The 23,494-nt window shown below is 39.8% G+C and carries 18 protein-coding genes, 21 tRNA genes and 1 rRNA gene; 2 read left to right on the top strand and 38 right to left on the bottom strand.

The features are described 5' to 3' along the window. Positions 1 to 35: 35 nt before the first annotated feature. From M5A78_RS23460 to M5A78_RS23445, 4 genes are all read right to left on the bottom strand, one after another. Positions 36 to 425, bottom strand: coding sequence for a hypothetical protein (locus M5A78_RS23460; RefSeq protein ID WP_248737688.1), 390 nt, complete (start codon positions 423 to 425; stop codon positions 36 to 38). A 68-nt stretch (positions 426 to 493) separates the two neighbouring features. Then, on the bottom strand, positions 494 to 685 hold the full coding sequence (locus M5A78_RS23455) for a hypothetical protein (protein ID WP_248737687.1): 192 nt from the start codon (positions 683 to 685) through the stop codon (positions 494 to 496). Between the two features lie 137 nt (positions 686 to 822). Then, positions 823 to 1,131, bottom strand: coding sequence for a hypothetical protein (locus M5A78_RS23450; protein ID WP_248737686.1), 309 nt, complete (start codon positions 1,129 to 1,131; stop codon positions 823 to 825). 192 nt (positions 1,132 to 1,323) lie between these two features. Further along, on the bottom strand, positions 1,324 to 1,788 hold the full coding sequence (locus M5A78_RS23445) for a hypothetical protein (RefSeq protein WP_248737685.1): 465 nt from the start codon (positions 1,786 to 1,788) through the stop codon (positions 1,324 to 1,326). Between the two features lie 128 nt (positions 1,789 to 1,916). Here M5A78_RS23445 and M5A78_RS23440 point away from each other — a divergent pair, with 128 nt between their 5' ends. Further along, positions 1,917 to 2,489 (top strand): acetylglutamate kinase, encoded by a 573-nt coding sequence (locus tag M5A78_RS23440; protein ID WP_248737684.1) that lies wholly within the window; start codon positions 1,917 to 1,919, stop codon positions 2,487 to 2,489. Between the two features lie 281 nt (positions 2,490 to 2,770). Here M5A78_RS23440 and M5A78_RS23435 read toward each other — a convergent pair whose 3' ends face one another. The 7 genes from M5A78_RS23435 to M5A78_RS23405 form a co-directional block, all read right to left on the bottom strand. Then, the gene (locus M5A78_RS23435; RefSeq protein WP_248737683.1) at positions 2,771 to 3,286 is read right to left on the bottom strand and encodes an AAA family ATPase; all 516 of its coding nucleotides are present in this window, start codon (positions 3,284 to 3,286) and stop codon (positions 2,771 to 2,773) included. Between the two features lie 206 nt (positions 3,287 to 3,492). Continuing rightward, the gene (gene menC / locus M5A78_RS23430; RefSeq protein WP_248737682.1) at positions 3,493 to 4,599 is read right to left on the bottom strand and encodes an o-succinylbenzoate synthase; all 1,107 of its coding nucleotides are present in this window, start codon (positions 4,597 to 4,599) and stop codon (positions 3,493 to 3,495) included. Continuing rightward, positions 4,580 to 6,082, bottom strand: coding sequence for an o-succinylbenzoate--CoA ligase (locus M5A78_RS23425; RefSeq protein ID WP_248737681.1), 1,503 nt, complete (start codon positions 6,080 to 6,082; stop codon positions 4,580 to 4,582). Before M5A78_RS23425 ends, menC begins: the two co-directional genes overlap by 20 nt. A 68-nt stretch (positions 6,083 to 6,150) precedes the next feature. Next, positions 6,151 to 6,969, bottom strand: a complete 819-nt coding sequence (gene menB, locus M5A78_RS23420) for a 1,4-dihydroxy-2-naphthoyl-CoA synthase (protein ID WP_248737680.1) — start codon at positions 6,967 to 6,969, stop codon at positions 6,151 to 6,153. A gap of 18 nt (positions 6,970 to 6,987) precedes the next feature. Beyond that, positions 6,988 to 7,797, bottom strand: coding sequence for a 2-succinyl-6-hydroxy-2,4-cyclohexadiene-1-carboxylate synthase (menH, locus tag M5A78_RS23415; protein ID WP_248737679.1), 810 nt, complete (start codon positions 7,795 to 7,797; stop codon positions 6,988 to 6,990). Then, a complete protein-coding gene (menD, locus tag M5A78_RS23410) occupies positions 7,797 to 9,545 on the bottom strand; it encodes a 2-succinyl-5-enolpyruvyl-6-hydroxy-3-cyclohexene-1-carboxylic-acid synthase (RefSeq protein WP_248737678.1) in 1,749 nt (582 codons plus the stop codon). The genes menH and menD overlap by 1 nt, the downstream gene beginning before the upstream one ends. A gap of 1 nt (position 9,546) precedes the next feature. After that, positions 9,547 to 10,947, bottom strand: coding sequence for an isochorismate synthase (locus tag M5A78_RS23405; RefSeq protein WP_248737677.1), 1,401 nt, complete (start codon positions 10,945 to 10,947; stop codon positions 9,547 to 9,549). Positions 10,948 to 11,368: 421 nt separating this feature from the next. Here M5A78_RS23405 and M5A78_RS23400 point away from each other — a divergent pair, with 421 nt between their 5' ends. Continuing rightward, positions 11,369 to 12,304, top strand: coding sequence for a 1,4-dihydroxy-2-naphthoate polyprenyltransferase (locus M5A78_RS23400; RefSeq protein ID WP_248737676.1), 936 nt, complete (start codon positions 11,369 to 11,371; stop codon positions 12,302 to 12,304). A 43-nt stretch (positions 12,305 to 12,347) separates the two neighbouring features. On the opposite strand, the gene M5A78_RS23395 is transcribed toward M5A78_RS23400, so the two are convergent. The 27 genes from M5A78_RS23395 to rrf form a co-directional block, all read right to left on the bottom strand. Further along, on the bottom strand, positions 12,348 to 14,738 hold the full coding sequence (locus M5A78_RS23395) for a glycogen/starch/alpha-glucan phosphorylase (protein ID WP_248737675.1): 2,391 nt from the start codon (positions 14,736 to 14,738) through the stop codon (positions 12,348 to 12,350). Further along, entirely contained in the window at positions 14,728 to 16,179 is a 1,452-nt protein-coding gene (glgA, locus tag M5A78_RS23390) for a glycogen synthase GlgA (protein ID WP_248737674.1), read from the bottom strand. The genes M5A78_RS23395 and glgA overlap by 11 nt, the downstream gene beginning before the upstream one ends. Continuing rightward, positions 16,176 to 17,207: a GlgC family sugar phosphate nucleotidyltransferase gene (locus tag M5A78_RS23385; RefSeq protein ID WP_248737673.1), complete on the bottom strand. Its 1,032-nt coding sequence runs from the start codon at positions 17,205 to 17,207 to the stop codon at positions 16,176 to 16,178. The genes glgA and M5A78_RS23385 overlap by 4 nt, the downstream gene beginning before the upstream one ends. 72 nt (positions 17,208 to 17,279) lie before the next feature. Then, positions 17,280 to 18,425, bottom strand: a complete 1,146-nt coding sequence (locus tag M5A78_RS23380; protein WP_248737672.1) for a glucose-1-phosphate adenylyltransferase — start codon at positions 18,423 to 18,425, stop codon at positions 17,280 to 17,282. Then, on the bottom strand, positions 18,367 to 20,316 hold the full coding sequence (gene glgB / locus M5A78_RS23375; protein ID WP_248737671.1) for a 1,4-alpha-glucan branching protein GlgB: 1,950 nt from the start codon (positions 20,314 to 20,316) through the stop codon (positions 18,367 to 18,369). The genes M5A78_RS23380 and glgB overlap by 59 nt, the downstream gene beginning before the upstream one ends. Positions 20,317 to 21,159: 843 nt before the next feature. Further along, positions 21,160 to 21,231, bottom strand: a tRNA-Glu gene (locus tag M5A78_RS23370). A gap of 10 nt (positions 21,232 to 21,241) precedes the next feature. Further along, positions 21,242 to 21,332, bottom strand: a tRNA-Ser gene (locus tag M5A78_RS23365). A gap of 7 nt (positions 21,333 to 21,339) precedes the next feature. Then, positions 21,340 to 21,414, bottom strand: a tRNA-Asn gene (locus M5A78_RS23360). A gap of 8 nt (positions 21,415 to 21,422) precedes the next feature. Continuing rightward, positions 21,423 to 21,499 (bottom strand) — tRNA-Ile (locus M5A78_RS23355). A gap of 5 nt (positions 21,500 to 21,504) precedes the next feature. Next, positions 21,505 to 21,578: transfer RNA gene (locus M5A78_RS23350), tRNA-Gly, on the bottom strand. 16 nt (positions 21,579 to 21,594) lie between these two features. After that, positions 21,595 to 21,670: transfer RNA gene (locus M5A78_RS23345), tRNA-His, on the bottom strand. A 27-nt stretch (positions 21,671 to 21,697) separates the two neighbouring features. After that, positions 21,698 to 21,773: transfer RNA gene (locus M5A78_RS23340), tRNA-Phe, on the bottom strand. A 6-nt stretch (positions 21,774 to 21,779) separates the two neighbouring features. Further along, positions 21,780 to 21,856, bottom strand: a tRNA-Asp gene (locus M5A78_RS23335). Positions 21,857 to 21,859: 3 nt separating this feature from the next. Next, a tRNA-Met gene (locus M5A78_RS23330) sits at positions 21,860 to 21,933 on the bottom strand. A gap of 172 nt (positions 21,934 to 22,105) precedes the next feature. Beyond that, positions 22,106 to 22,198 (bottom strand) — tRNA-Ser (locus tag M5A78_RS23325). Between the two features lie 17 nt (positions 22,199 to 22,215). Continuing rightward, positions 22,216 to 22,292 (bottom strand) — tRNA-Ile (locus tag M5A78_RS23320). 30 nt (positions 22,293 to 22,322) lie between these two features. After that, positions 22,323 to 22,399 (bottom strand) — tRNA-Met (locus M5A78_RS23315). Positions 22,400 to 22,417: 18 nt separating this feature from the next. Next, a tRNA-Ala gene (locus M5A78_RS23310) sits at positions 22,418 to 22,493 on the bottom strand. Between the two features lie 18 nt (positions 22,494 to 22,511). After that, positions 22,512 to 22,588, bottom strand: a tRNA-Pro gene (locus M5A78_RS23305). Between the two features lie 8 nt (positions 22,589 to 22,596). Beyond that, positions 22,597 to 22,673, bottom strand: a tRNA-Arg gene (locus M5A78_RS23300). A 13-nt stretch (positions 22,674 to 22,686) separates the two neighbouring features. Continuing rightward, positions 22,687 to 22,775, bottom strand: a tRNA-Leu gene (locus M5A78_RS23295). A 4-nt stretch (positions 22,776 to 22,779) separates the two neighbouring features. Next, positions 22,780 to 22,854 (bottom strand) — tRNA-Gly (locus M5A78_RS23290). A gap of 14 nt (positions 22,855 to 22,868) precedes the next feature. Then, a tRNA-Leu gene (locus tag M5A78_RS23285) sits at positions 22,869 to 22,953 on the bottom strand. Between the two features lie 14 nt (positions 22,954 to 22,967). Then, positions 22,968 to 23,043 (bottom strand) — tRNA-Lys (locus M5A78_RS23280). A gap of 150 nt (positions 23,044 to 23,193) precedes the next feature. Beyond that, positions 23,194 to 23,269: transfer RNA gene (locus M5A78_RS23275), tRNA-Thr, on the bottom strand. 21 nt (positions 23,270 to 23,290) lie between these two features. Beyond that, a tRNA-Val gene (locus M5A78_RS23270) sits at positions 23,291 to 23,366 on the bottom strand. A 9-nt stretch (positions 23,367 to 23,375) separates the two neighbouring features. Further along, positions 23,376 to 23,492 (bottom strand): 5S ribosomal RNA (rrf, locus tag M5A78_RS23265). Positions 23,493 to 23,494 lie beyond the last annotated feature (2 nt).

Below are 23,494 nucleotides of genomic sequence, written 5' to 3'. Positions count from 1 at the left end.
TTAAGTTTCTGGCGATATTTTACTTTTTATTACCGTTATTTCTTTTCTTCAATTCCTACACTTTTTGCCCAAAATTCTAACCTTTGTCCCTCATAAAACTCTAAGTAAAAGTAGCCTTTTTCTCCTAAACATTCTTCTAACTCACCATCAATTTCCACTCTTCCACGATACACATTATCAATTGTTAGGGTTTTTGAATTATTTACATTGAAAAACTCAAATTGTTTTAATTCAACATCAGAAAATATTAAGCTAAGACTGTTCCCATTTGCTTCTTGTTTAAAGTTAATGAATAAAACATCATCTTTTAATGTTACACTTTCACAATCGTAGTCATTGTGCAAATCGTAAAAGTGATAGTCACATTCATACTGGCAAAGATTCTCAAAAAGTTCTATTGATTTTGCTAATAACAGGACTATCATCTCCTTTTGAAATGTCCTTCTTATTTCTTGTTTAGTTCTGAGGATAACTATAAATATATCTTATTCCATTAACCTCCCGTTAGTCGAATAAGAAAAGCCGCCAAAAGGGCAACTGGATCGTCAACTCTTGCACCGGTTAGCACAACAATTTGGATGTCACTATTTCTTTTTATCTTATAAGTCCATACTAAAAGAAAAACCACTGCCAAAGGCATTCCAATTATAATTAGCAAAGACCCAAAACCCATAACACCAATCATAAAAAATCCCTTTACCATTTTTCCTAAATCATACCATTTATTACATTCCAGTCTCTTACATTGTATGAATTTTTCTTAAACTAACCGTTAGTCGAATAAGACACTTCGGATCTGAGTTTTGAAATAATTATGAAAAATTACTTCCTGAGTAAACCAAATACATAGTAAATAAAATAAATTGGCACATTTACAACAAACAAAGAGGCAATTAAAGATAACAGATTTATTGACATAGGATTTTCCCAGGAAGAAGAAATAGACATAACATAAGGGAATGGTGGGTCATAGCTGGATAGGTCTTGATTAACAAAAGGGAACGGAAAACCAAATGCAGCATTTTTAAGATCATCATAGTTGCTTACGGAACTTTTGCTGAAAAATGGTGAAAGTAAAACTAAAAGGTTAGCTATTAAAAATAAAAGGACTAAAAATTTCCTCTTAATCATCAAACTTTATCTCCTTTCCACTACCCCAAATATTACTTTTTCTTTCAAATAAATTATAACAAATATACCAAGAAATTCTAGGTACTTTTGAATTTTCTTCAACTTCATCGTTAGTCGAATAAGAAAATAGACCGCCGCAGCGATCCATCTTGAGCTCAAGCATCCTATTAGTTGAATAAAAAGTAGTTATTTTTAAATCCCCATATGATAAATTGTATGACCATGTTTTTCGACTTCGACAACTAGGGCGATCAATGCGTCCAGTTGTTTAAGAATTTCAACTTGGTCGAAGATATTTTTTTCATATTCACTCTCTTCTTCCTCATCACCTTCAATATACATACCTGTCAACGTTATATTCTTCGGAGCAATTGCAAATATAACTCTCCATCCATTAAGAATATTTTTCAATGTGTCCACTGAGTTTTCATCAATTTTAGTCATTCCGTAATAATCAAGCCCCATTTCAATTGGTCGATTGATAAAAGGGGGATTCTTAGTAGGGACCCAATTAAGCGTATCACTCATATATAAAATAAGGGCATCGTCAACTTCTATATGTCCGATTGCAAGTTCTTTAATTGAATCCATAAAACCAACTATACTAGTTTTTGGTACTGCAACCTTTGGTACTAAATAAAAATCATGTGATGGCATTCAGCTCAATACTCCTTTTAATTGTTCTTACTAAATTATTATTTAAAATCAAGATTTGCTAAAGTACAAGCCGCTTTTTAGAATCGGAATATACTGAATATGATTATAGTAAGTAAGGGGGTGAATCCATGAATCCTTGGTTCAACTCTTCTTGTATTAGTGAACAGGAAGTTCGTTTAAAGAGTTCCATGCGTTTAGTTTGGGAACAACACGTATATTGGACAAGAATGACGATCATAAGCCTGGCTTTTAATTTACCTGATGTAGACTTTGTTACCGCACGTCTTCTCCGGAACGCTACAGATATGGGGAATTTACTAAAGCCTTTTTATGGAAATAAAATAGCTGCAAGGTTCAGTAACTTAATAAGGGAGCACCTGGTAATTGCTGTGGAACTTGTCAAAGCTGCAAAAGCAGGCAATCAAAAAGCTGTAGCCGATGCAGAGAGAAGATGGTACGCAAATGGAGAAGAAATTGCCGATTTCCTAAGTACAATAAATCCTTTTATATCAGAAAATGAATTCAAAGAAATGTTTTTCGAGCATCTGGCACTTACTACAAGTGAAGCAGTATTTATCCTCCAAAAAGATTTTAAAGCTAGTATTGCTGTGTTTGATAAAATTGAGGCGGAAGCTTTACAAATGGCGGACACAATAACTGCTGCAATCGTGAAACAATTCCCCAAAAAGTTTCAAGTATAAGAGCTGCTGATTGCACAATAAGATAAAAATGGCACTAATTTCAGTGCCATTTTTATTTTTTTGTGATTTCAAATTGAACTAAACTGCTTACGTTAGTACAACAAGAAGGCTTCATACCCCAAAACCTGTCAGTTATGACGCATGCAGGAGTATTGACGGAATGGTTTCCAGAAACATCGTTCTGTCATTCCCATTCTCCGTTATAAAGTTAAAGTTTATTAGTAAAACTTCCTGCATTTCACGCATAAAGCGCTTATCGCAGAACTTGTCGCGCGCACCCATTAGTTAAAGTAATTCTCAATACTTTCTTTATTAGTTACAACTAATAACTTGTCATTATATACCCCGAATTTGTTAAAGAAATTAGGCTTACCCACTTCTTCAAAATGTCTATTCCATTTAAACATTCTAAAGAATATTTCTGTTGTGGGTTTGTAATGTGACTTTTCTACTCCAAGTTGTTGTAACACAAACCTCTTTATTATTCGATAGGTTCTTATTGAATATTTTGTATCTAAGAAAATAATCAATTCTGCATTTTGAAAACTATTAGCAACCCAATCCTCATTATGAACTCCCTCTATAATCCAAGTTTTAGAATGAATAATAGAATTCAAATAATCTTCTCTTTCTTCATCGGTTCTTCTTATATCCCCAGATTGAAGCCTTTTCCAAACAACATTATCTAATTCATAAAAAGGGACATTTAACTTTGAGGATAACTCTTTTGCTAACGTTGTCTTTCCACTTCCAACGGAACCAATAATATGTATTCTTTTAGGAATTTCCTTTTTCAAATTAGACCACCCTCGTCCCCAATTAATGCCTATGTAAATTTATTCTATATAGCTATAGAAGTTTCCTTTTACTTCTTAAACTAGCTATAATAAAAAAAAACACACGAGATTCCTTATGTGAAATGTCATGTGTTTCCCCTTGTGATTTTAATGTTTGCACCTCTGAAGTAAACCCATTAATATTATTCGCCTGGTTTATTTTTTTATTAAAAAGCAAAGATACTTTTTGATAAAAGCCTTTCTCTCAGCCTATTTTCGTTTATACTAAAGCCAATTCCTGGACTTGACGGTACAGTAATAATCCCATTTTCAACTATCACTTCTGGTAAAATAATATCTTCTTCCCAAAACCGGTTTGAAGAAGAAATATCTCCGGGAATGGAAAACCCAGGCAGTGATGCCAGTGCAATATTATGGGCACGAGAAATTCCAAATTCTATCATTCCTCCACACCAGACTGGAATACCCCTTTCAAAGCAATAATCATGAATGCGTTTAGCTTCGTAGAGACCTCCGACTCTGCCCACTTTAATATTGATGACCTTGCAGCTTCCCTGCTCAATCGCCTTTCTGGCATCAGCAAAGGTGACGATGCTTTCATCCAAACAAATAGCTGTCCGAATTTCTTTTTGAAGTAAGGCATGCTCGATAATATCATCATGTGCCAGTGGCTGCTCAATCATCAATAGATTAAAGTCATCTAAAGCTTTTAAACGGTCTATGTCGTTTAATGAATAAGCCGAATTGGCATCAGCTATGATCGGCAAGTCAGGATAATGCTGACGAATTTCTGCCAGAAAAGAATAATCCTGATTTGGATGAATTTTAACTTTGATACGCTGATAGCCTGCTTCAAGATATTGCTCAATTTGCTGCAAAGCTTTTGCTGTTGAATCGGTAGCTACCACCACACCTGAAGCAATGGTAGCTCGTGTACCGCCAAGTGTTTTGGCAAGTGACTTTGAATCGCCTTTGGAATATAAATCCCATAAGGCCGTTTCTAAGGCTGCCTTCGCCATATTGTTTCTTCTAATCGAACTGAAAAGGTGTGAAGCTTCCTCAGGGTGCTCAATTGGATGTTTCTTCAGAAGTGGAATTAAAAAGTCAGTTAACATATGTAAACTGGTTGCAACCGTTTCTTCCGTATACCACGGCGTTGAAAAGGCTACACCCTCACCATACCCAGAAAGTCCATCTGTATTAGTTACCTTTACGATAATTCCCTCACGGTCTTTTACTGCCCCTAGATGCGTTAGAAATGGAGACTTTAAGGGCATTTGAATCACATAAAGTTCAACTAATGCTATCCTCATTTTTGGACACCCACTCTCGCAATTTTCTTCGCAACAGTTTTTTAGCCGCATTTCTTGGCAGTTTTTCAAGAAAATAAAAGGTTTTCGGCACTTTATATTTGGCAAGCCTATCAAGGCAAAATGGTTGAAGTTCGTCCGCCGTAACATCCATGCCTTGTCTTTTCACAATAAAGGCCATCGGCACTTGGCCCCATTTCACATCATCGATGCTGGTTACACCTGCATCCGCAACAGCAGGATGGGCTAATAAAACCGCTTCGATTTCAGCAGGATAGATATTTTCTCCCCCTGAAATAATTAAATCAGAACGTCGATCAATGACATACAAAAAGCCTTCTTCATCCAGATAGCCGATATCTCCCGTATAAAACCAGCCATCACTGTATTTTTCTTTCATCACTTCCGGGCGATATAAATAGCCTGGTGTAACATTCGCTCCTTTTACAGCAATTTCACCGGCTTCACCAGCTTCGGCAGAACTGCCATTATCCTTGACAATCTTAAGCTGCGCCGGGAACAAAGGCTTGCCGGCTGAACCAAGCTTTGTTAGGCTGTATTCCGGTGAAAGTGTCACAATTTGTGAAGATGATTCTGTCATCCCGTACGTTTGAAATACAGGAATTTCCTTTGCCACACATGCTTGTAGTAATGGTAGCGGCGCAGGGCCTCCACCTAGCAGCATACAGCGAAAATGGTCCGGTAACCGTCTGGCCTCAAGTTGTTCAACAATTCGTGTTAACATTGTTCCAACCACTGACATTATGGTAACCTTTTTTTCATGAATATCTTCTATTGTACGTTCCACATTAAAGTTTTCATGAAGGACAATCGGCATGCCATAGATGACACTGCGCATTAGAATGGAGAAACCGCTAATGTGGAAAAGTGGAACAGCACATAACCAACAATCGCTCTCCATAAAACCCAAATTTAATGCCGATCCAACAGAGCTCCACCAATGGTTTCCAAATGTTTGTATGACACCTTTTGGGTTCCCTGTTGTTCCAGAGGTATACATGATCGTACAAATGTCTGAAAGACTGATTTCCTCTTCAATATCCGGAACAACTGGTTCTATTCGAAAAAGACGTTCTTTCGTAATCGTTTTCATACTGGCAATTTGTTGGTTGATTTTAAGGTCAATTTCTGCAAAAGAATCTTCAAGAATAAGAAATGATGCTTTTGAATCATTTAATTGCCAAACTAGTTCGGCAGAGGTTAAACGATTATTTAACATCACGGCCTTAACCCCTAATAGCTGGAGAGCAAATAATATCACCACTGTATCAAGATGATTTTTCAGTAATACCCCCACATATTGGTCTTTTTGGACTCCAAGGGCCTGTAGTTGACCTCCTACTTCAAGTGAACGATGATAAAGCTCAATCCATGTTAATGTCTGTTCCTGAAAATATACCGCTTTTCTTTCAGGGGTAAGAAAAGCTCTATTCTTTAAAAAATTCGGCATTGTTTCGTTTTGCATTTTGGCACCTTCTCTTTTATATAAAAACAGCCTGATGGATACCATCAAGCTGTTGTAGAAGCTTAAAATCAAGGGAAACGCGGGAATTGACCGAAATCTGGCTTGCGTTTTTCCTTAAAGGAATCACGGCCTTCTTTGGCTTCATCTGTTGTATAGTAAAGTAATGTTGCATCGCCGGCAAATTGTTGCAGCCCAGCTAAGCCATCTGTATCAGCATTCATCGCTGCTTTCAAGAAACGAAGCGCAGTTGGACTTTTCTCAAGGATTTCTTCACACCATTTTATCGTTTCCTCTTCTACTTGCTCAAGAGGAACAACCGTGTTAATTAAGCCCATATCAAGTGCTTCCTGTGCATTGTATTGGCGGCATAAGAACCAAATTTCACGTGCCTTTTTATGACCAACAATCCTTGCTAGGTAGCCTGAGCCATACCCGGCATCAAAGCTTCCCACATTCGGACCTGTTTGTCCAAAAACGGCATTATCAGCAGCAATCGTTAAATCACACACGATATGAAGAACGTGGCCGCCTCCAATTGCATAACCCTTAACCATCGCAATAACCGGCTTAGGAATAACGCGAATTAAGCGTTGAAGATCAAGAACATTTAAACGAGGAATTTGGTCCTCCCCAACATAACCGCCATGTCCTCTTACTTTTTGGTCTCCACCTGAACAAAATGCTTTATCTCCGGCACCTGTTAATACAATAACACCCACACTGGCATCATCACGTGCACAAGCAAAAGCGTTAATCAATTCACTAACGGTTCTCGGTGTAAAGGCATTATGTACATGAGGGCGATTAATTGTGATTTTGGCGATTCCGTTATATGTTTCATATAATATTTCTTCATATTTTCCTGCTGCAACCCATTCTACTGTCAAAATGAAATCCTCCTTTATTTATGTATTCAAAAAGTCACTTACTATTGTACCAAACTTTTCAGGTTCTTCCACATGAATTGCATGGCCACTGTTTTCAAAGATAATCCAAGTACCGTTTTTTATATCCTTCATCATTCCTTCAGCAATCCGACAGAACTTAACATCTTCGCCACCTGTCAGCAATAATATCTCACATTCCAGTTGCCTAATGGGGAGGCCCCACCAGGATGATTGTGAACCCGTTCCCATACCAAGCAAACTATTGGCGAGACCCTCCGGTGAATTGCTTAAACGCTGAGCTCTGATTTTCTCCTTTGTTACTGAAGGAAGACGTCTCATGGTTGAGAACAGCGGAATCTCCTCCCAGTAATCAACAAACGACTTGATTCCTTGTTCCTTAATTAACCTTGCCAGTTCTGCATCCTTCATGCGGCGGAACTCTCTCTCTTCCACCGTTGAAAGACCAGGTGAAGTACTTTCTAAGACAAGTTTTCGGACCCTGTCTGGAAACAAGACGGCAAAGGTTAGCGCAAGCCTGCCTCCCATGGAGTAACCAAGCAAATCTATTTGTTTCACGCCCAATTCATCTAGAATACCTTTTAAATCATGGGCAGCAGATTCTATTTGATAACGTTGAATTTCTTCGGAGGATTCCGTCATACCATGTCCAATGATGTCTGGGACAATTAATTTCGAGTGTTGCCCCCAGTCATGACAAAACGATGTCCACGTCGACGAATCCCCGGTAAATCCATGCAACAGTAATAGCGGAAAACCTTCACCGCTAACTTCTACATGATAGTGAATCCCGTCAATCAACACATTCATTACTGTGCCTCTTTGACAAAAATTGATATTTCCTGGGAAACTGACTGCCAAAATTCGCGGTGTTGGTCTCGATTACTGTCTCTTTCTGTCACAACTTCAAAAACATTGATTCCTTTATTATCAATCGTGTTCTTCATTTCCTTGTCTAAGTGGTCCCAATCCTTTATTTTTGTGAATTTTCCGTTAAACATCCGAACGGCGTGTTCAAATTCAATGTCTAAAGGCGTACCAAACAAAAGTTCAAAGTTTTTAGGGTGCTCAGATTGTGGCAGAAAAGAAAAAATTCCACCGCCATTATTGTTTACAAGAATGATATTGATATCAATATTATACAGCTTAGCTGCAATGAGTCCGTTTAAATCATGGAAGAAGGTTAGGTCGCCAAGGACAAGATACAAGGATTTCGAGTATAATGCAGCTCCTATCGCTGTTGAAACCGTCCCATCAATACCATTGGCCCCCCTGTTAGCCATTACCTTAATAGATTTATCATTGTTAAGAAAAAAGCTATCTAAGTCGCGAATCGGCATACTATTTCCAACAAATAAGGTAGCTCCTTCAGGCAGCATATCAGTTAATTGGTAAAATAGTTTACCTTCACTTAATGCAGTTAAGTCCTTAACAAGAGCCATATTTTCTTTTGTAAGCCTATTAACCTTTTTCCAATCCTGCAAAAATCCTGATGGAGATTTGGCATCTAGAAAGGTTAACAGCTTTTCACAAAAAATCGTTTCGTTACAGAATAGCATGTTCGTTGATAATGCTGCCGGATCACGCCAGCCTCCGCCGCCATCTATCACAATTTGCTCAGCAGTGTGATTTTCTTTTAAGAAAATCGATAACGCTTTTGAGATGGGCATAGCTCCGAATCGTAAAACGACATCTGGCTTCAGATAGGTTTTGGCGTCTTCATTCCTTAAGAAGGTATCATAGGTTTCTATCACATTTTCCAGACTGTGTTTGCCGCTTCTCAGTTGTGATAACGGATCAGCCAAAATCGGAAAGTTTAATGTCTGTGAAAGCTGAGTGACAGCCTCAGCAAATTGATTGTCAGCCATGTTTCCACAAACAATTATCCCTCTTTCTTTCCCCTTTACGATTTCAGCCATTTCTTGAAAATGTTCATTATCAATGGTTAAATCCCCGTTTTGGACCTTTACATATCCTTTTTGCCTTTCCGCCAGCTGGAAAAGCGCATCATCCAGTTTCGGAATCAGCGGTTCCCGAAAGGGGAAATTCAAATGGACTGGTCCTGAAGGGGCCTGTGTCGCAATCGCTGCTGCCCGTGCGCATACTGTCCGAGCATAACGAATTATTTCCATATTTTCCTCGGGTAAAGCCATTTCTGCAAACCACTTCACATGCTTCCCATATAAATGGATTTGATCAATCGCCTGAGGTGCACCCACTTCCCTTAGTTCATGTGGTCGGTCTGCGGTTAATACCACCAGCGGGACCCGAGAATAATGTGCCTCGACAATCGCCGGAAAATAGTTCGCTGCAGCCGAACCTGAGGTACAAAGGATGGCAACTGGCCTGTTTGAGGCCTTAGCCATTCCTAAGGCAAAAAAGGCAGCAGAACGTTCATCTACATGAATATGGACATTTAACTGAGGGTGTTCGGCCATCACCATTGCCATCGGAGTAGATCTCGAACCTGGGCTTACGACAACATCGGTAATCCCTGAAGAAAATAGTTCTGCCACAAAGGCTGCAATATAGGCTGTTAATGATTCCTGATGATTCATGTTATTTTCCCCCAAGAGCTCGAAGCATTGGTGTAAACTTCAAACTTGTCTCTAAATATTCACTTTCTGCTTCCGAATCGGCAACGACACCACAGCCGGCAAACAGAGATGCTTCCTCTCCCTGCAAGAGCCCTGAACGAATCGAAACAGCAAATTCACCATTACGCTGATAATCCGCCCAGCCTAATGGGGCAGCATAAAAACCGCGGTCAAGCGCTTCTACCTGTCTGATTTTTTCCACGGCTGCATTCTTAGGCAGCCCACCTAGTGCCGGTGTCGGATGTAGTCTTTCAACTAGTTGCAGCAGAGAAGTATCTTTGTAGCATTTACCGATGACTGGAGTATACAGATGCTGAATATCCCGTATCTTCATAAGCTGTGGTTTATCGGGAAGGATAATTTCTTCGCATGATTCTTCTAGTGCTTCCTTAATCATTTCCACAACATACCTATGTTCAATAAGATTCTTCTGGTCATTTAATAATTTCTCGCCTAAGAGTCTGTCTTGCTGTTCAGTCTCTCCTCGAGAAATTGAACCGGCAAGGCAGGTTGAAAAGATTTCGTTTCCACTCTTTTTCACAAGTCTTTCAGGCGACGCTCCAATAAAACAATCCCCATTTGATTCAAAGGCAAAAATGAAGCTTTCATGTTGTTGATTGTATAAACGATTAAGTACATTCTCAGCCCCAACCTGATTGTCGAAAATGAGTCTAAGCTCACGAGCGAGAACTACCTTCTTTAATGGACCATTTGTTAATTCCTTCACAACTTCATCAACTGATTCCTTCCATTGATCAGGAGAAATCTCGATGGTTTCTAAAAGCGATGCCGTATTGTTCTGATGAAAACTTTTTAAAGAATGCAAAATCAGATTTCTTTCTTCGATGATCTTACTAAATAAAGACAAATCATCATGAGGGGTACAGACGGTATTTGTTGTTAAATAGGTCTGCCCTTTAATAATGCTTAATAAATATTTAGGTATATGGAATAAAGAATCGGCATATTTGGACCAGAGCTCTGTTTTTTCTTTTAATGGATCAAAGGAAAATCCTCCGAACATCACAGGGCCAACAGCGATATCCGTATAAGTATTAAAAATGAGACTATTCTTTAAAAAGTCCTCCCACTCTTTTTCAACATGAAAAAAGCGGTCAGTAGCCTGATCCGACTGAATTTGTTTAGAAATTCCCAGTCCAACAAGCACAATTTCGTCTGTTGGGTCTTTCCAAAAAAAACGTTCCCCACAATAGAGTTCTTTTCCTGCATTAAAAAATGCTAAAGGATTAACCGGGTCCATTTTATGAACTTCACTTACTAAAATAGGCAGGCCAAGTTCTTTCGCACGACTAACAGCCAAAAGACCCCTTTCCTTTATTTCAATTTCTTGAATGGTAACCAAACAAATCCCTCCAAAACAGCCGAAATGACTGTTATCCATTCATTTTAAGCTTAATACTGTCTAGCTCCAGAGCAAAGCGACTAATGTACTCTGTACTCCGCTAAACGGGCGCTTCCACTTTTCTAACCATACTATTCCCATTGTAATGAAGTCTATAATACTTGTCACTACCAATCCCTGATTCATTCCATATTATATATCAAAATTGTTACAATTAGGATGAAAATGGCTTTTTCCCTATTTTCATTTTCCCGTTAACCATTTCCTAACAATTAAGTAGGTATTATCTTCTAATATTGAAAGCAAAAATCAATTGACACTAATACGGGAATTCCATACACTTATGGTTGGGTATAAAAGCCATAATCTTATAAATGTAACCTTTATATAGAGAAAAATTTTAAAAAAGGGAGAGAACAATATGCAGCCAAATTTACAGCACAGTTCGAAACCTGCTGTTGAATCAAACCGCGGCTTTCAAGTTTGGTGGCAAATGACCCGTCCTCACACACTGACTGCTGCATTTGTACCGGTTTTACTTGGAACGGCATTAGCCCTTCGGAACGGAAAAATTCATATCGGGCTATTTTTCGCTATGCTAATAGCTAGTTTATTAATTCAAGCGGCGACCAACATGTTTAACGAATACTTCGATTTCAAACGAGGCCTTGACACTGAACACTCCGTAGGGATTGGCGGGACAATTGTCCGTGACGGAATTAAGCCTAAGACCGTCCTTAATTTAGCTTTTGGCTTTTATGGTATTGCCTTATTATTAGGGGTTTATATTTGTATGTATAGCAGCTGGTGGCTAGCAGTTGTTGGTCTTATTTGTATGGGTGTTGGATATTTTTATACAGGCGGTCCTTTTCCGATTGCCTATACACCATTGGGTGAAATTTTTTCCGGCTTCTTTATGGGAATGCTGATTATCTTAATTTCCTTTTTCATTCAAACCGGGACAGTTGATCGTACAAGTATCCTTGTTTCGGTTCCTAGTATGATTTTGGTTGGCATGATTATGTTATCCAATAACATCCGCGACCTTGATGGAGATAAAGAAAATGGTCGGAAAACGGTTGCAATACTGTTAGGAAAAAAGAGAGCAATTCATTTACTAGCTGGGATGTTTACTTTCTCTTATTTATGGGTATTAGTCCTCATTATCAGCGATGTGGCCCCGGTTTGGACAGCCATTGTAATCCTAAGTGCACCAAAAGCCATTAAAGCAACAAAAGGATTTATTGAACACACTTTGCCCATTCAAATGGCACCCGCAATGAAGGCAACTGCGCAAACCAATACGATTTTTGGGTTTCTCCTTGCAATTGGAATTTTCATTGGACATTTTGTCTAAGCAAAAAGGCTTCTGCCATTTTAGTGGCAGGAGCCTTTTCTTATTAAGGTTTAATCCCCCAAATATTATCCGCATATTCCTTAATCGTGCGGTCACTGGAAAAATATCCTGCATGGGCAATATTGTTTAAGCACATTTTTTGCCACTGTAATGAATCCTTAAACGTTTCACCTATTTTGCCCTGAATGTCTGCATATGAGGCAAAATCCTTCAGGACAAAATATTGATCATTCTCCTCCAAAAGTGAATCAAAAATCGGTTCGAATTCATTATTTACCCCAGGAAAGAAACCATTTACAAGCTGATCAACAGCCTGACGAATACGAAAATCATGATGATAGTATTCAACCGAGTGATATCCTCCCAGTTGATAATAGTGAAGAACTTCCTCTGCCGTTAACCCAAAGGTAAAAATATTTTCATCCCCGACCAATTCATGAATTTCAATATTCGCACCATCTAATGTTCCTACTGTAAGGGCACCGTTAATCATAAATTTCATGTTCCCCGTTCCAGAAGCTTCTTTACTAGCCGTGGATATCTGTTCACTTACATCTGCTGCAGGGAAGATTTTTTCGGCAATCGAGACTCGATAGTTCTCAAGGAATATCACTTTTAGTTTATCGCTGACTAATGGGTCATTATTTATTTTTTCAGCAGCCGTGTTTATTAATTTGATAATTTTTTTGGCATAATAATAACCAGGAGACGCTTTAGCTCCAAATATAAACACCCTTGGAACTAGTGAAAAACTTGAATCCTCTCTTATCCGATTATACAGGTGGATAATATGTAATATATTTAGTAACTGGCGTTTATAGGCATGAAGCCGTTTGACCTGTACATCAAAAATAGCTCTAGTATCTACAGTAACCCCCGTCTTATCGAAAATAATCTTAGCTAGGGTTTGCTTATTTTCCTGTTTAATTTTTAGTAACTGTTCCAAAAACGCCGGATTATCTTGATAATTCAGGAGCTGCTTCAAGTTATCTGCCGAATGTGTCCAGTCAGGTCCAATCGTTTCCGTGATAAGGGAAGACAATGCTGGATTTGCTTTATATAGCCAGCGACGGTGGGCGATGCCATTAGTTTTATTGTTAAATTTCTCGGGAAACAGCTGATAGAATTGCTTCATCTCCCGTTTCTTTAGAATTTCCGTATGCAGCTTGGCGACACCATTCACGCTAAAGCTTCCGACGACGGCCAAATGTGCCATTTTCACGTAATCATCGGCAAGGATAGCGAGCTTGGCAATCCGCTCCCAATTACCTGGAGTCTCTTCCCATAGCTCGTGGCAAAACCGCTCATTAATTTCTTCAACAATCATATATATTCTTGGAAGTAACGGACGAAAAATGCGAATCGGCCATTTCTCTAATGCCTCTGATAAGGTTGTATGATTGGTATAGGAAATAGTTTGTTTCGTAATCTGCCATGCCTGTTCCCATTCAAATCTCTCCTCATCGATAAGGATCCTCATTAACTCTGGAATCGCCAGGACAGGGTGGGTATCATTAATGTGAATACAAATATGTTCATGAAGCTGATTCAGGCTTATGTGCTGTTTGCGGTAGTTTTTTAAAACCGATTGAATACTTGCCGACACTAAAAAGTATTGTTGCTTTAGCCTTAATATCTTCCCCTCATCATGGGTATCATCCGGATATAAAAACTCAGAAATCGATTCTGTTTCGCGCTTATATTTTAAGATATCCTCATGAACCGGAAATTGGGAAGGCTCTGCATTCCAAAGCCTTAACGTATTAACCGTTTTTGAATGAAACCCGAGTACTGGCATGTCGTGAGGTACAGCGGTAACGGTTTCGGCGTTCAGATGATGAAAGACGAGACGGCCGTCTTCCTGCTTTACTTCCACCTTACCCCAAAACGGAATTTTCACCGCACAATCTGCTTTCCGAATTTCCCAAACGTTGCCACTCCGCAGCCATTGCTCTGGCAGTTCCACTTGATAACCATCAACAATCTTTTGTTCAAATAAGCCATGTTTATAACGAATGCCGTGGCCATGGCCAGGGAGATTTAACGTGGCAAGGGAATCTAAAAAACAGGCGGCTAATCTTCCTAGTCCGCCATTTCCTAAGCCTGCATCTGCTTCTAATTCCTCCAGCTCATACAAATCAATCCCAAGTTCCTTAAGGCCTTTCTGAACGGTTTCTTCAACCCCCAGATTGATTAAATTTTGCCTTAATAGTTTCCCTAATAAATATTCAATCGACAAGTAATACACTTGCTTTCCCTTTGATGCCAAATACTTTTCATTTGTTGTAATCCAATCATGGCTCACAAATTCACGAATCATCTGACCCAAGGTTTGATAATAATCTTTTGGTGCACTTTCCGAAACACTCTTTCCGGATAGCATCTCAAGTCTTTTTAGAAAGTTCCCCTTAAATTCAGCTGTACTAGAAAACATGGGTTTCACTCCTTGAGATGAGTTCTGCATATAAGCGGTTATAGCTAAATGCTGACTGAACCCAGCTATAATCCATGTCCATTGCTTGTTTTATAATCGTTTCCCACGTATCGGGTTCATGATAAAACCTTATTGCTCTTTGAATGGTAGCGAGCATTTCATGAGCATTAAAGTTTCGAAAGGAAAAGCCATTTCCTTCACCAGTAAATTCGTTCCAGGCCTTTACTGTATCTTTTAAGCCGCCCGTCTCACGAACGATCGGAATTGCCCCGTATTTCATAGCAATCAACTGTGAAAGACCACATGGCTCAAACAGGGACGGCATTAAAAACATATCTGCTGCTGCATAAAGCTTATGGGCAAGGTCCTCATTAAAACCGGTATGAACCTTTAATTTCTCTGGGTAGATGCGTGCAGCCTGCCTTAAGTGTTCTTCATATTCAAAATCGCCAGTCCCAAGTATGATTACCTGTAAATCCTCTTGCAAAATTTCACGGAGGACACATTTCACTAGATCGAGTCCTTTTTGCTTTGTCAGCCTCGAAATCATCACCAATAAAGGAGTACTCGAACTTTGCGGCAAGGAAAATCGTTTTTGAATTTCTCGTTTATTAATAGCCTTATTTTCCGGATTATCAGCAGTATAGGGTTGAAAGATCAATGGATCATCAGCTGGATTATAGAAGTCCACATCTATTCCATTTACTATTCCAACAATGTCCTCATTTCTTTCTCTTAAGAGACCATCTAGTTTTTCTCCATAGACCACAGTTTGAATTTCTTCTCGATAGGTCGGGCTCACAGTCGTAATTTTATCGGCTGCAACAAGCGCTCCCTTCATAAAATTTACATTCCCGAAAAATTCCAAATGATCCGATGGAAAGGATTGATCATCCATCCCTAATAAATCTCCTATTACCTCTTGTGGGAAAATACCTTGGAATTGAAGGTTATGAATGGTAAACACCGTTCGCATTTGACCGTAGCCTTTTTTCTTATAATATTCCGTTCTTAACAGATAAGGGATCATCGCTGTATGCCAGTCATGGCAGTGCAGCACATCCGGAAAAAAGCCAAGCTGTGCCACTGCTTCTAAGACGGCTCGATTAAAATAAGCAAATCTTTCTCCGTCATCAAAATAGCCGTATAAATGGTCTCGTTTAAAGTAGTATTCATTGTCGACAAAATAAAAAGTTACTCCCTGATGTGTAATTTCCTCAATCCCACAGTATTGATTTCTCCAACCAACCGGAACGGAAAATTCTCTGAGCTTTTTCATTTCTTTCTTATAATTATCAGAAATGGTTCCGTATTTAGGGAGAATAACCCTTACATCTGTTCCTAAGCTTGTTAATTCTTTTGGAAGGGAACCGGCAACATCGGCAAGTCCGCCCGATTTTGCAAATGGCCCCGATTCTGAAACGGCAAATAATACTTTCACGAGTTCATCAACGCTCCTTGCTTTGTCCCCTTACGAATCACATAAGGTGAACGAGTTGTTCCGGTTAAATGGGTTCCTGCGTCCACTTTTACATCTTTATCTAAAATAACTGAATCTAAATAACAATTATCTTCAATATGACACTTTTGCATAATAATACAGTTTTTAATAACGGCTCCTTTTCCAATCTTTACGCCACGGGAAACGATGCTATTTTCTACCGTCCCGCCAATTAAGCAGCCATTCGCAATCATCGCATTTTTTACATATGAGCCTTTTATATATTTGGTTGGTGGCTCATCCTTTACCTTTGTAATGATCGGCTGTTCTTTAATAAATAATTGCTTCCAAATATCGGATTGCAGCAAATTCATACTAGTAGAAAAGTAGTTTTCGATTGAATCTATCATTACGGCATAACCGTTATATTCATAGTGGCAAATGTTGTAAAAATGGTGAAGGTTGTTCACGATATCCTTCATACATGTATACCCTGTTTCATTTCTTGTTTCGATCAATTTTATTAGTAGGGAAGTTTTAATTAAGTACATTTCCATTGAGCCGCCATCCTGATGGTGGATTTCGGTGATATCACACCCAGACTGACGATGCCAATCTAGAATAGGTCTGAAGTCCATATTAAAAATCGTATAACAATTTGAAATGATTGAATACTCCTGGGTACTGCGGTAAAAAAAGTCTATATTACCAGCAAAATGTTCAAATGAACCAATTCTATTGCCATCGCTATCTACTATTGGTGATGGAAAAAAGAATAGACCATCGCGCTTGCGGTTTAAATCCCAATTTTTTCCTGACCCAAGATGATCCATTAACGAACGATACTGCATTTTTGGAAAAATCGCTACACTGCGAATCCCTGAATTCACCATGTTTGACAAGACAAAATCAATAATCCGGTACCGGCCTGCAAAAGGCAGTGCAGCTAGTGAACGATGTGTTAATAAATCTTCCAAATCATCGTGATAGGTTGTGGCATCTATGACGCCTAAAAGCTTTCTTTTCACTCCTAAGTCCCCTCCTATTTTTCTACTAAAATAGCTTGGAGCGTTACCCTCTTGAGGCTCCTGATCTAATATTTAATAAGCAGAATATAGTCCACCTAGCATTTCCTCTGTAACGAGAATAATTTCATCATCAAAAGAACGGATCACAGTCCCGTCCGGTATCTTTATATCAAATGGCACAATCGCCCTTTCAATCAAACAATTATTGCCTATGATAGCATCAGGCATGATAACAGACTCTTTGATGATGGTTCCTTTACCAACCGTTACGCCTTGAAATAATACAGATTTATCGATATGCCCTTCGATGGTACATCCCTCATTTATCAGTGACTCCTTTACAATTGCATCAGAAGAAATATATTGTGGTGGCTGATTCGGGTTGACTGAGTAAATTCTCCAGTCCTGATTAAACAAATCTAAATCGCATTCCTCTTTTAATAAATCCATGTTCGCTTCCCATAGACTTTGAACCGTCCCTACATCCTTCCAATACCCTTTAAACGGATAAGCAAACAACTTCTTTTTTTCCTCAAGCAACATAGGAATGACATCTTTCCCAAAATCATGACTTGAATCAGGATTTCGGTCGTCCATTTCTAAATATTCCTTAAGTATATTCCAGCTAAAAATATAAATGCCCATCGATGCAAGATTATTTTTCGGATTGCTAGGCTTCTCTTCAAATTCTACAATTCTCATATCATCTTTCGTATTCATGATGCCAAACCGGCTCGCTTCATCCCAAGGAACCTCGATTAAGGAAATCGTGACATCTGCTCTTTTTTCAATATGAAATTCGAGCATACTCTCGTAATTCATTTTGTAGATATGGTCGCCAGACAAGATCAATACATATTCAGGCTGGTATTGTTTAAGATAATTTAGGTTTTGATAAATAGCGCTAGCCGTCCCTGTATACCACTTAACTTCAGACGACTCACTATAAGGGGGTAAAACAGTAACCCCTCCATCCTTGCGGTCGAGATCCCAGGCACTGCCAATTCCAATATATGAGTTTAATAACAGCGGTTGGTATTGGGTAAGAACTCCTACCGTATCAATGCCCGAATTAGCGCAATTGCTCAACGTAAAATCAATAATTCGGTATTTCCCCCCGAACGGGACTGCAGGCTTCGCGAGATCCTTTGTCAGCGAATTAAGTCTGCTTCCTTTCCCCCCTGCTAAAACACAAGCTACGCACTTTTTCTTTACCATTTCCTTTTCTCTCCTTTCGCTTTTTAACCGGTCGTATGATTTGAAAGCCAAACGGGGGAATCATTAAATCTATTGAAAATGGCTGGCTATGGAATGGTTCTTCTAATGCGATAATAGTCTTTTTATTTATCAATCCAGTCCCACCGTATTCGTCCTGATCACTATTAAGTATTTCTCGGTATTCACCGAGATTAGGGACACCAATCTTATATCTTGGGTAACTAATACCAGTAAAATTGCAAACAATGATTAAATAATCCTCTTGTCTTTTCCCTTTTCGAATAAAGGAGAATATCGATTGATCGCGGTTGTTCACATCAATCCATTCAAAACCATCCTGCAAATGATCCAATTCATAAAGTGCTTTCGAACGTTTATAAAGCTTTGTTAATACTATTACATATGAATTTAAATTTTGATGCATGTCATATTCCATTAAATTCCAATCCAACTGTTCTTTATCCTTCCATTCGGAAAACTGACCAAATTCAAAGCCCATAAACAATAGTTTCTTTCCTGGATGAGCAAAGATATAGCCTAGTAAAAGCCTTAGCTGGGCAAATTTTTCCCAATACTCTCCCGGCATTTTATCTAGCAGCGACTTTTTCCCATGGACTACTTCATCATGCGAAAATGGAAGCATAAAGTTTTCTAAAAAAGCATATAAAAGTGAAAAAGTAACTTTTGAATGGACCTTTGAACGCGAATAAGGTGGGGCTTCCATGTATTCAAGCATGTCATTCATCCAACCCATATTCCATTTATAGTCAAATCCAAGACCCCCGTAACGGACGGGTGTTGTTACCTGAGGAAAATCGGTTGAATCCTCGCCAATCATTAAGAAGTGTGGATCATTTTCGTGGACTTCCTTGTTTAACTTTTTCAAAAAGTTAATTCCAAATTGATTTTCACGCTTGTTTTCTGGAGAATTCGGCCAATAAATAATATTGGCAACGGCATCTACCCGAAAGCCATCAATATGGTAATAATCCATCCAAAAGAGGGCGTTTGAGATTAGAAAGCTTTGCACCTCTCCCTTTCCAAGGTCGAAGTTAGCAGTGCCCCATACGACATTCTCTCTGTCACCCTCATGACGATAAGAATAAATATGTGTTCCATCAAACCGGTATAATCCATGTGCATCCTTGCAAAAATGCCCTGGAACCCAATCAAGTATGATACCTATCCCATGCTGATGACACTGATCAACAAAATATCTAAGCTCATCTGGTGTTCCGTACCTTGATGTTATTGAATAATAACCTGTACCTTGGTATCCCCACGAATCGTCGAGCGGGTGCTCGACAAGCGGCAATAATTCTATATGGGTAAAGCCATGCTGCATTATATACGGAATAAGCTCCGAGGCCAGTTCTTTATAGCTAAGAAAATCACCATTTGCTTTCTTTTTCCAGGAACCCAGATGCACTTCATAAATAACTGCAGGTTCTGATAGGAAGTTCTTTTTCCCTTTTCGATTCATCCAATGTTCGTCCTGCCACTCATATTTGGCGAACGAATAAATAATCGAAGCAGTATTTGGCCGTAATTCTGAATAAAAGGCAAATGGATCTGCTTTAAGAAGCCTTTCTCCAGTTTGTGAGATAATTTCATACTTATAAAGGCTTCCTTCCAGTTCTTGATTTACAACAATAATCCAAACTCCTTCATCATTAACCTTCTGCAGTTCATATCCTTCACCATTCCAGTTATTAAAATCTCCTGTTAGCCTTACCTTGCTGGCATTAGGGGCCCATACGCAAAATCGTGTATAAACTTTGTCGGAATTCTTAAAGATATGAGCGCCAAAAAGCTGATGACTGTGAAAAAAGTTTCCCTCATGAAATAGGTGCAGCTGATAATCAGTCGGAAATAACGTGTTCACTTTCATGGCTCTCCTCATCCTCAATGAAAATATGTATTACAAAGACCAATTATAAGTGCAAATGTATGATATTCCTCGAAAAACTTTTTTATCTTTTCTGACAACAACTGATGTATCTGGATATAAACAGGGATTCTTCATCACTTTCCAGCACAAAACGACAAAATATCTTACATTAATCTACAGAAACCTATAAAGTTTTTTATTAATTTTAATAAAAATTCACGGAAAAAAATTATTGGTTTTTTAATAAATGAATAATCTGAAATCTGCATGTAAAGGGGAATTGTAAGCGGTAACAATATTTCTATAACAGAGGAAGATGAATATATATTATATTGATATAATTATTTATTTAGGATTTGGGTCGATTTCCAATCATTATGACCATCTAGGTCATATAAATATCTGAGAGGTGACCGGATTCCCAGTTCCACCGCCTTTTCTGGCGTTAGGTTACTTAAAATATCACCATCAAACATAACCAAGACATTTTTAAAAGGCTGTTTTCGCTAAAACTGTTGCTTTTCTTATTAAAATCACTTAATTCCGTTGATTAGGATGAAAATATTGATTTGCTTTATGATTTTACATGCTAGTTCATCCAATTTTTCTCTAAAAGGTCTTGCGATATTCAGCTTATCAGCGAATTTAAATGGTTTATCAGCGTTTTAGTTACTTTTATCAGCACTTTTATGGTTTTATCAGCGACTTTGTTACTTTTATCAGCGACTCGAAGGGTAAGGTCAGATCATTCTTAATTTCAATAAAAGCAACAATCTATGAAATAAGAGACTTTAAAAAAGAACACAAAAAAACTGATGACTAGTTATCATCAGTTTTTTTGTATGACCCCTACGGGATTCGAACCCGTGTTACCGCCGTGAAAGGGCGGTGTCTTAACCGCTTGACCAAGGGGCCGTTAAAATTATGGCGGAGAAGGAGGGATTTGAACCCTCGCGCCGGTCACCCGACCTACACCCTTAGCAGGGGCGCCTCTTCAGCCTCTTGAGTACTTCCCCATAACAATGGCTCCGCAGGTAGGACTCGAACCTACGACCGATCGGTTAACAGCCGATAGCTCTACCACTGAGCTACTGCGGAATAAAATATGGTGGGCCTAAATGGACTCGAACCATCGACCTCACGCTTATCAGGCGTGCGCTCTAACCAGCTGAGCTATAGGCCCCTAAATGGAGCGGGTGATGGGAATCGAACCCACTACATCAGCTTGGAAGGCTGAGGTTTTACCAGTAAACTACACCCGCATAAAATAAATTTATATGGGGCGACTGATGGGAATCGAACCCACGAATGCCTGAACCACAATCAGGTGCGTTAACCACTTCGCCACAATCGCCATAATAAAAATTTATTCAAATAAAAATGGTGGCTCAGGACGGAATCGAACCGCCGACACAAGGATTTTCAGTCCTTTGCTCTACCGACTGAGCTACTGAGCCAACATATGGCGGTCCGGACGGGACTCGAACCCGCGACCTCCTGCGTGACAGGCAGGCATTCTAACCAACTGAACTACCGGACCATATTGCGGGGACAGGATTTGAACCTGCGACCTTCGGGTTATGAGCCCGACGAGCTACCAGACTGCTCCACCCCGCGACAATAATAATTATAAAATTTTGTTCATGCCTTTAGTTGCATGAACTGTATCAATCTCAGTAAGCTTACTCAAGTAGCAGCTCGATTGATACAACTCGCAGATTATTCATTGAAGCACCGCTCGTTGCTCCACCCCGCGACGATAAAAATAGGTAAATCTTTAAAGATAATATGGAGGAGGAAGAGGGATTCGAACCCCCGCGCGGTTTAACCCGCCTGTCGGTTTTCAAGACCGATCCCTTCAGCCAAACTTGGGTATTCCTCCAAATTATAAAATGTTACTGGTGGACCTTGTAGGACTCGAACCTACGACCGGACGGTTATGAGCCGTCTGCTCTAACCAGCTGAGCTAAAGGTCCAAGCAAGTTTAAGTTCTTTTTTAGAATATTTGGTAGCGGCGAAGGGAGTCGAACCCCCGACCTTTCGGGTATGAACCGAACGCTCTAGCCAGCTGAGCTACACCGCCAAATATATAATAAAATTATGGTGGAGCCTAGCGGGATCGAACCGCTGACCTCCTGCGTGCAAAGCAGGCGCTCTCCCAGCTGAGCTAAGGCCCCAAATCAAAGTGAAGTAAATGGTCGGGAAGACAGGATTCGAACCTGCGACCCCTTGGTCCCAAACCAAGTGCTCTACCAAGCTGAGCTACTTCCCGGTTAAAAATGGCGCGCCCGGAAGAAGTCGAATCCACAACCTTCTGATCCGTAGTCAGACGCTCTATCCAATTGAGCTACGGGCGCATATTAAAGTAAATGGTGCCGAGGACCGGAATCGAACCGGTACGGTAGTCACCTACCGCAGGATTTTAAGTCCTGTGCGTCTGCCAGTTCCGCCACCCCGGCACTATGGAGCGGAAGACGGGATTCGAACCCGCGACCCCCACCTTGGCAAGGTGGTGTTCTACCACTGAACTACTTCCGCATATTTAAACTTAATGGTGCGGGTGAAGGGAGTCGAACCCCCACGCCTTGCGGCGCCAGATCCTAAGTCTGGTGCGTCTGCCAATTCCGCCACACCCGCATATTAATTTTAAATGGTGAGCCATGAAGGACTCGAACCTTCGACCCTCTGATTAAAAGTCAGATGCTCTACCAACTGAGCTAATGGCTCGTAAAAGAATTGTTTCCTAAACTTCGATTTCTGCCGGATGCCCACACCTCAGTAAGCTTATTCAAGCAGCAGCTCGGCGTGTGCCCTGATGCTGTTTCGAGGAAGCTTATTCGATCGTGCTCTACCAACTGAGCTAATGGCTCGAAAAAATGGTGCCGGCGAGAGGACTTGAACCCCCAACCTACTGATTACAAGTCAGTTGCTCTACCAATTGAGCTACCCCGGCATGTAGAAAAATATTAAAATATGGTGGAGGATGACGGGATCGAACCGCCGACCCTCTGCTTGTAAGGCAGATGCTCTCCCAGCTGAGCTAATCCTCCATATTTAATGCCTGGCAACGTCCTACTCTCACAGGGGCGCCTGCCCCAACTACCATCGGCGCTGAGAAGCTTAACTTCCGTGTTCGGTATGGGAACGGGTGTGACCTTCTCGCCATTGCTGCCAGACT

Source organism: Neobacillus rhizosphaerae, assembly GCF_937468385.1.
In the GTDB taxonomy this organism is placed as follows: domain Bacteria; phylum Bacillota; class Bacilli; order Bacillales; family Cytobacillaceae; genus Neobacillus; species Neobacillus rhizosphaerae.
Note: the sequence above shows the minus strand (reverse complement) of the source record. Positions and strands in the feature narration are given on the sequence as shown.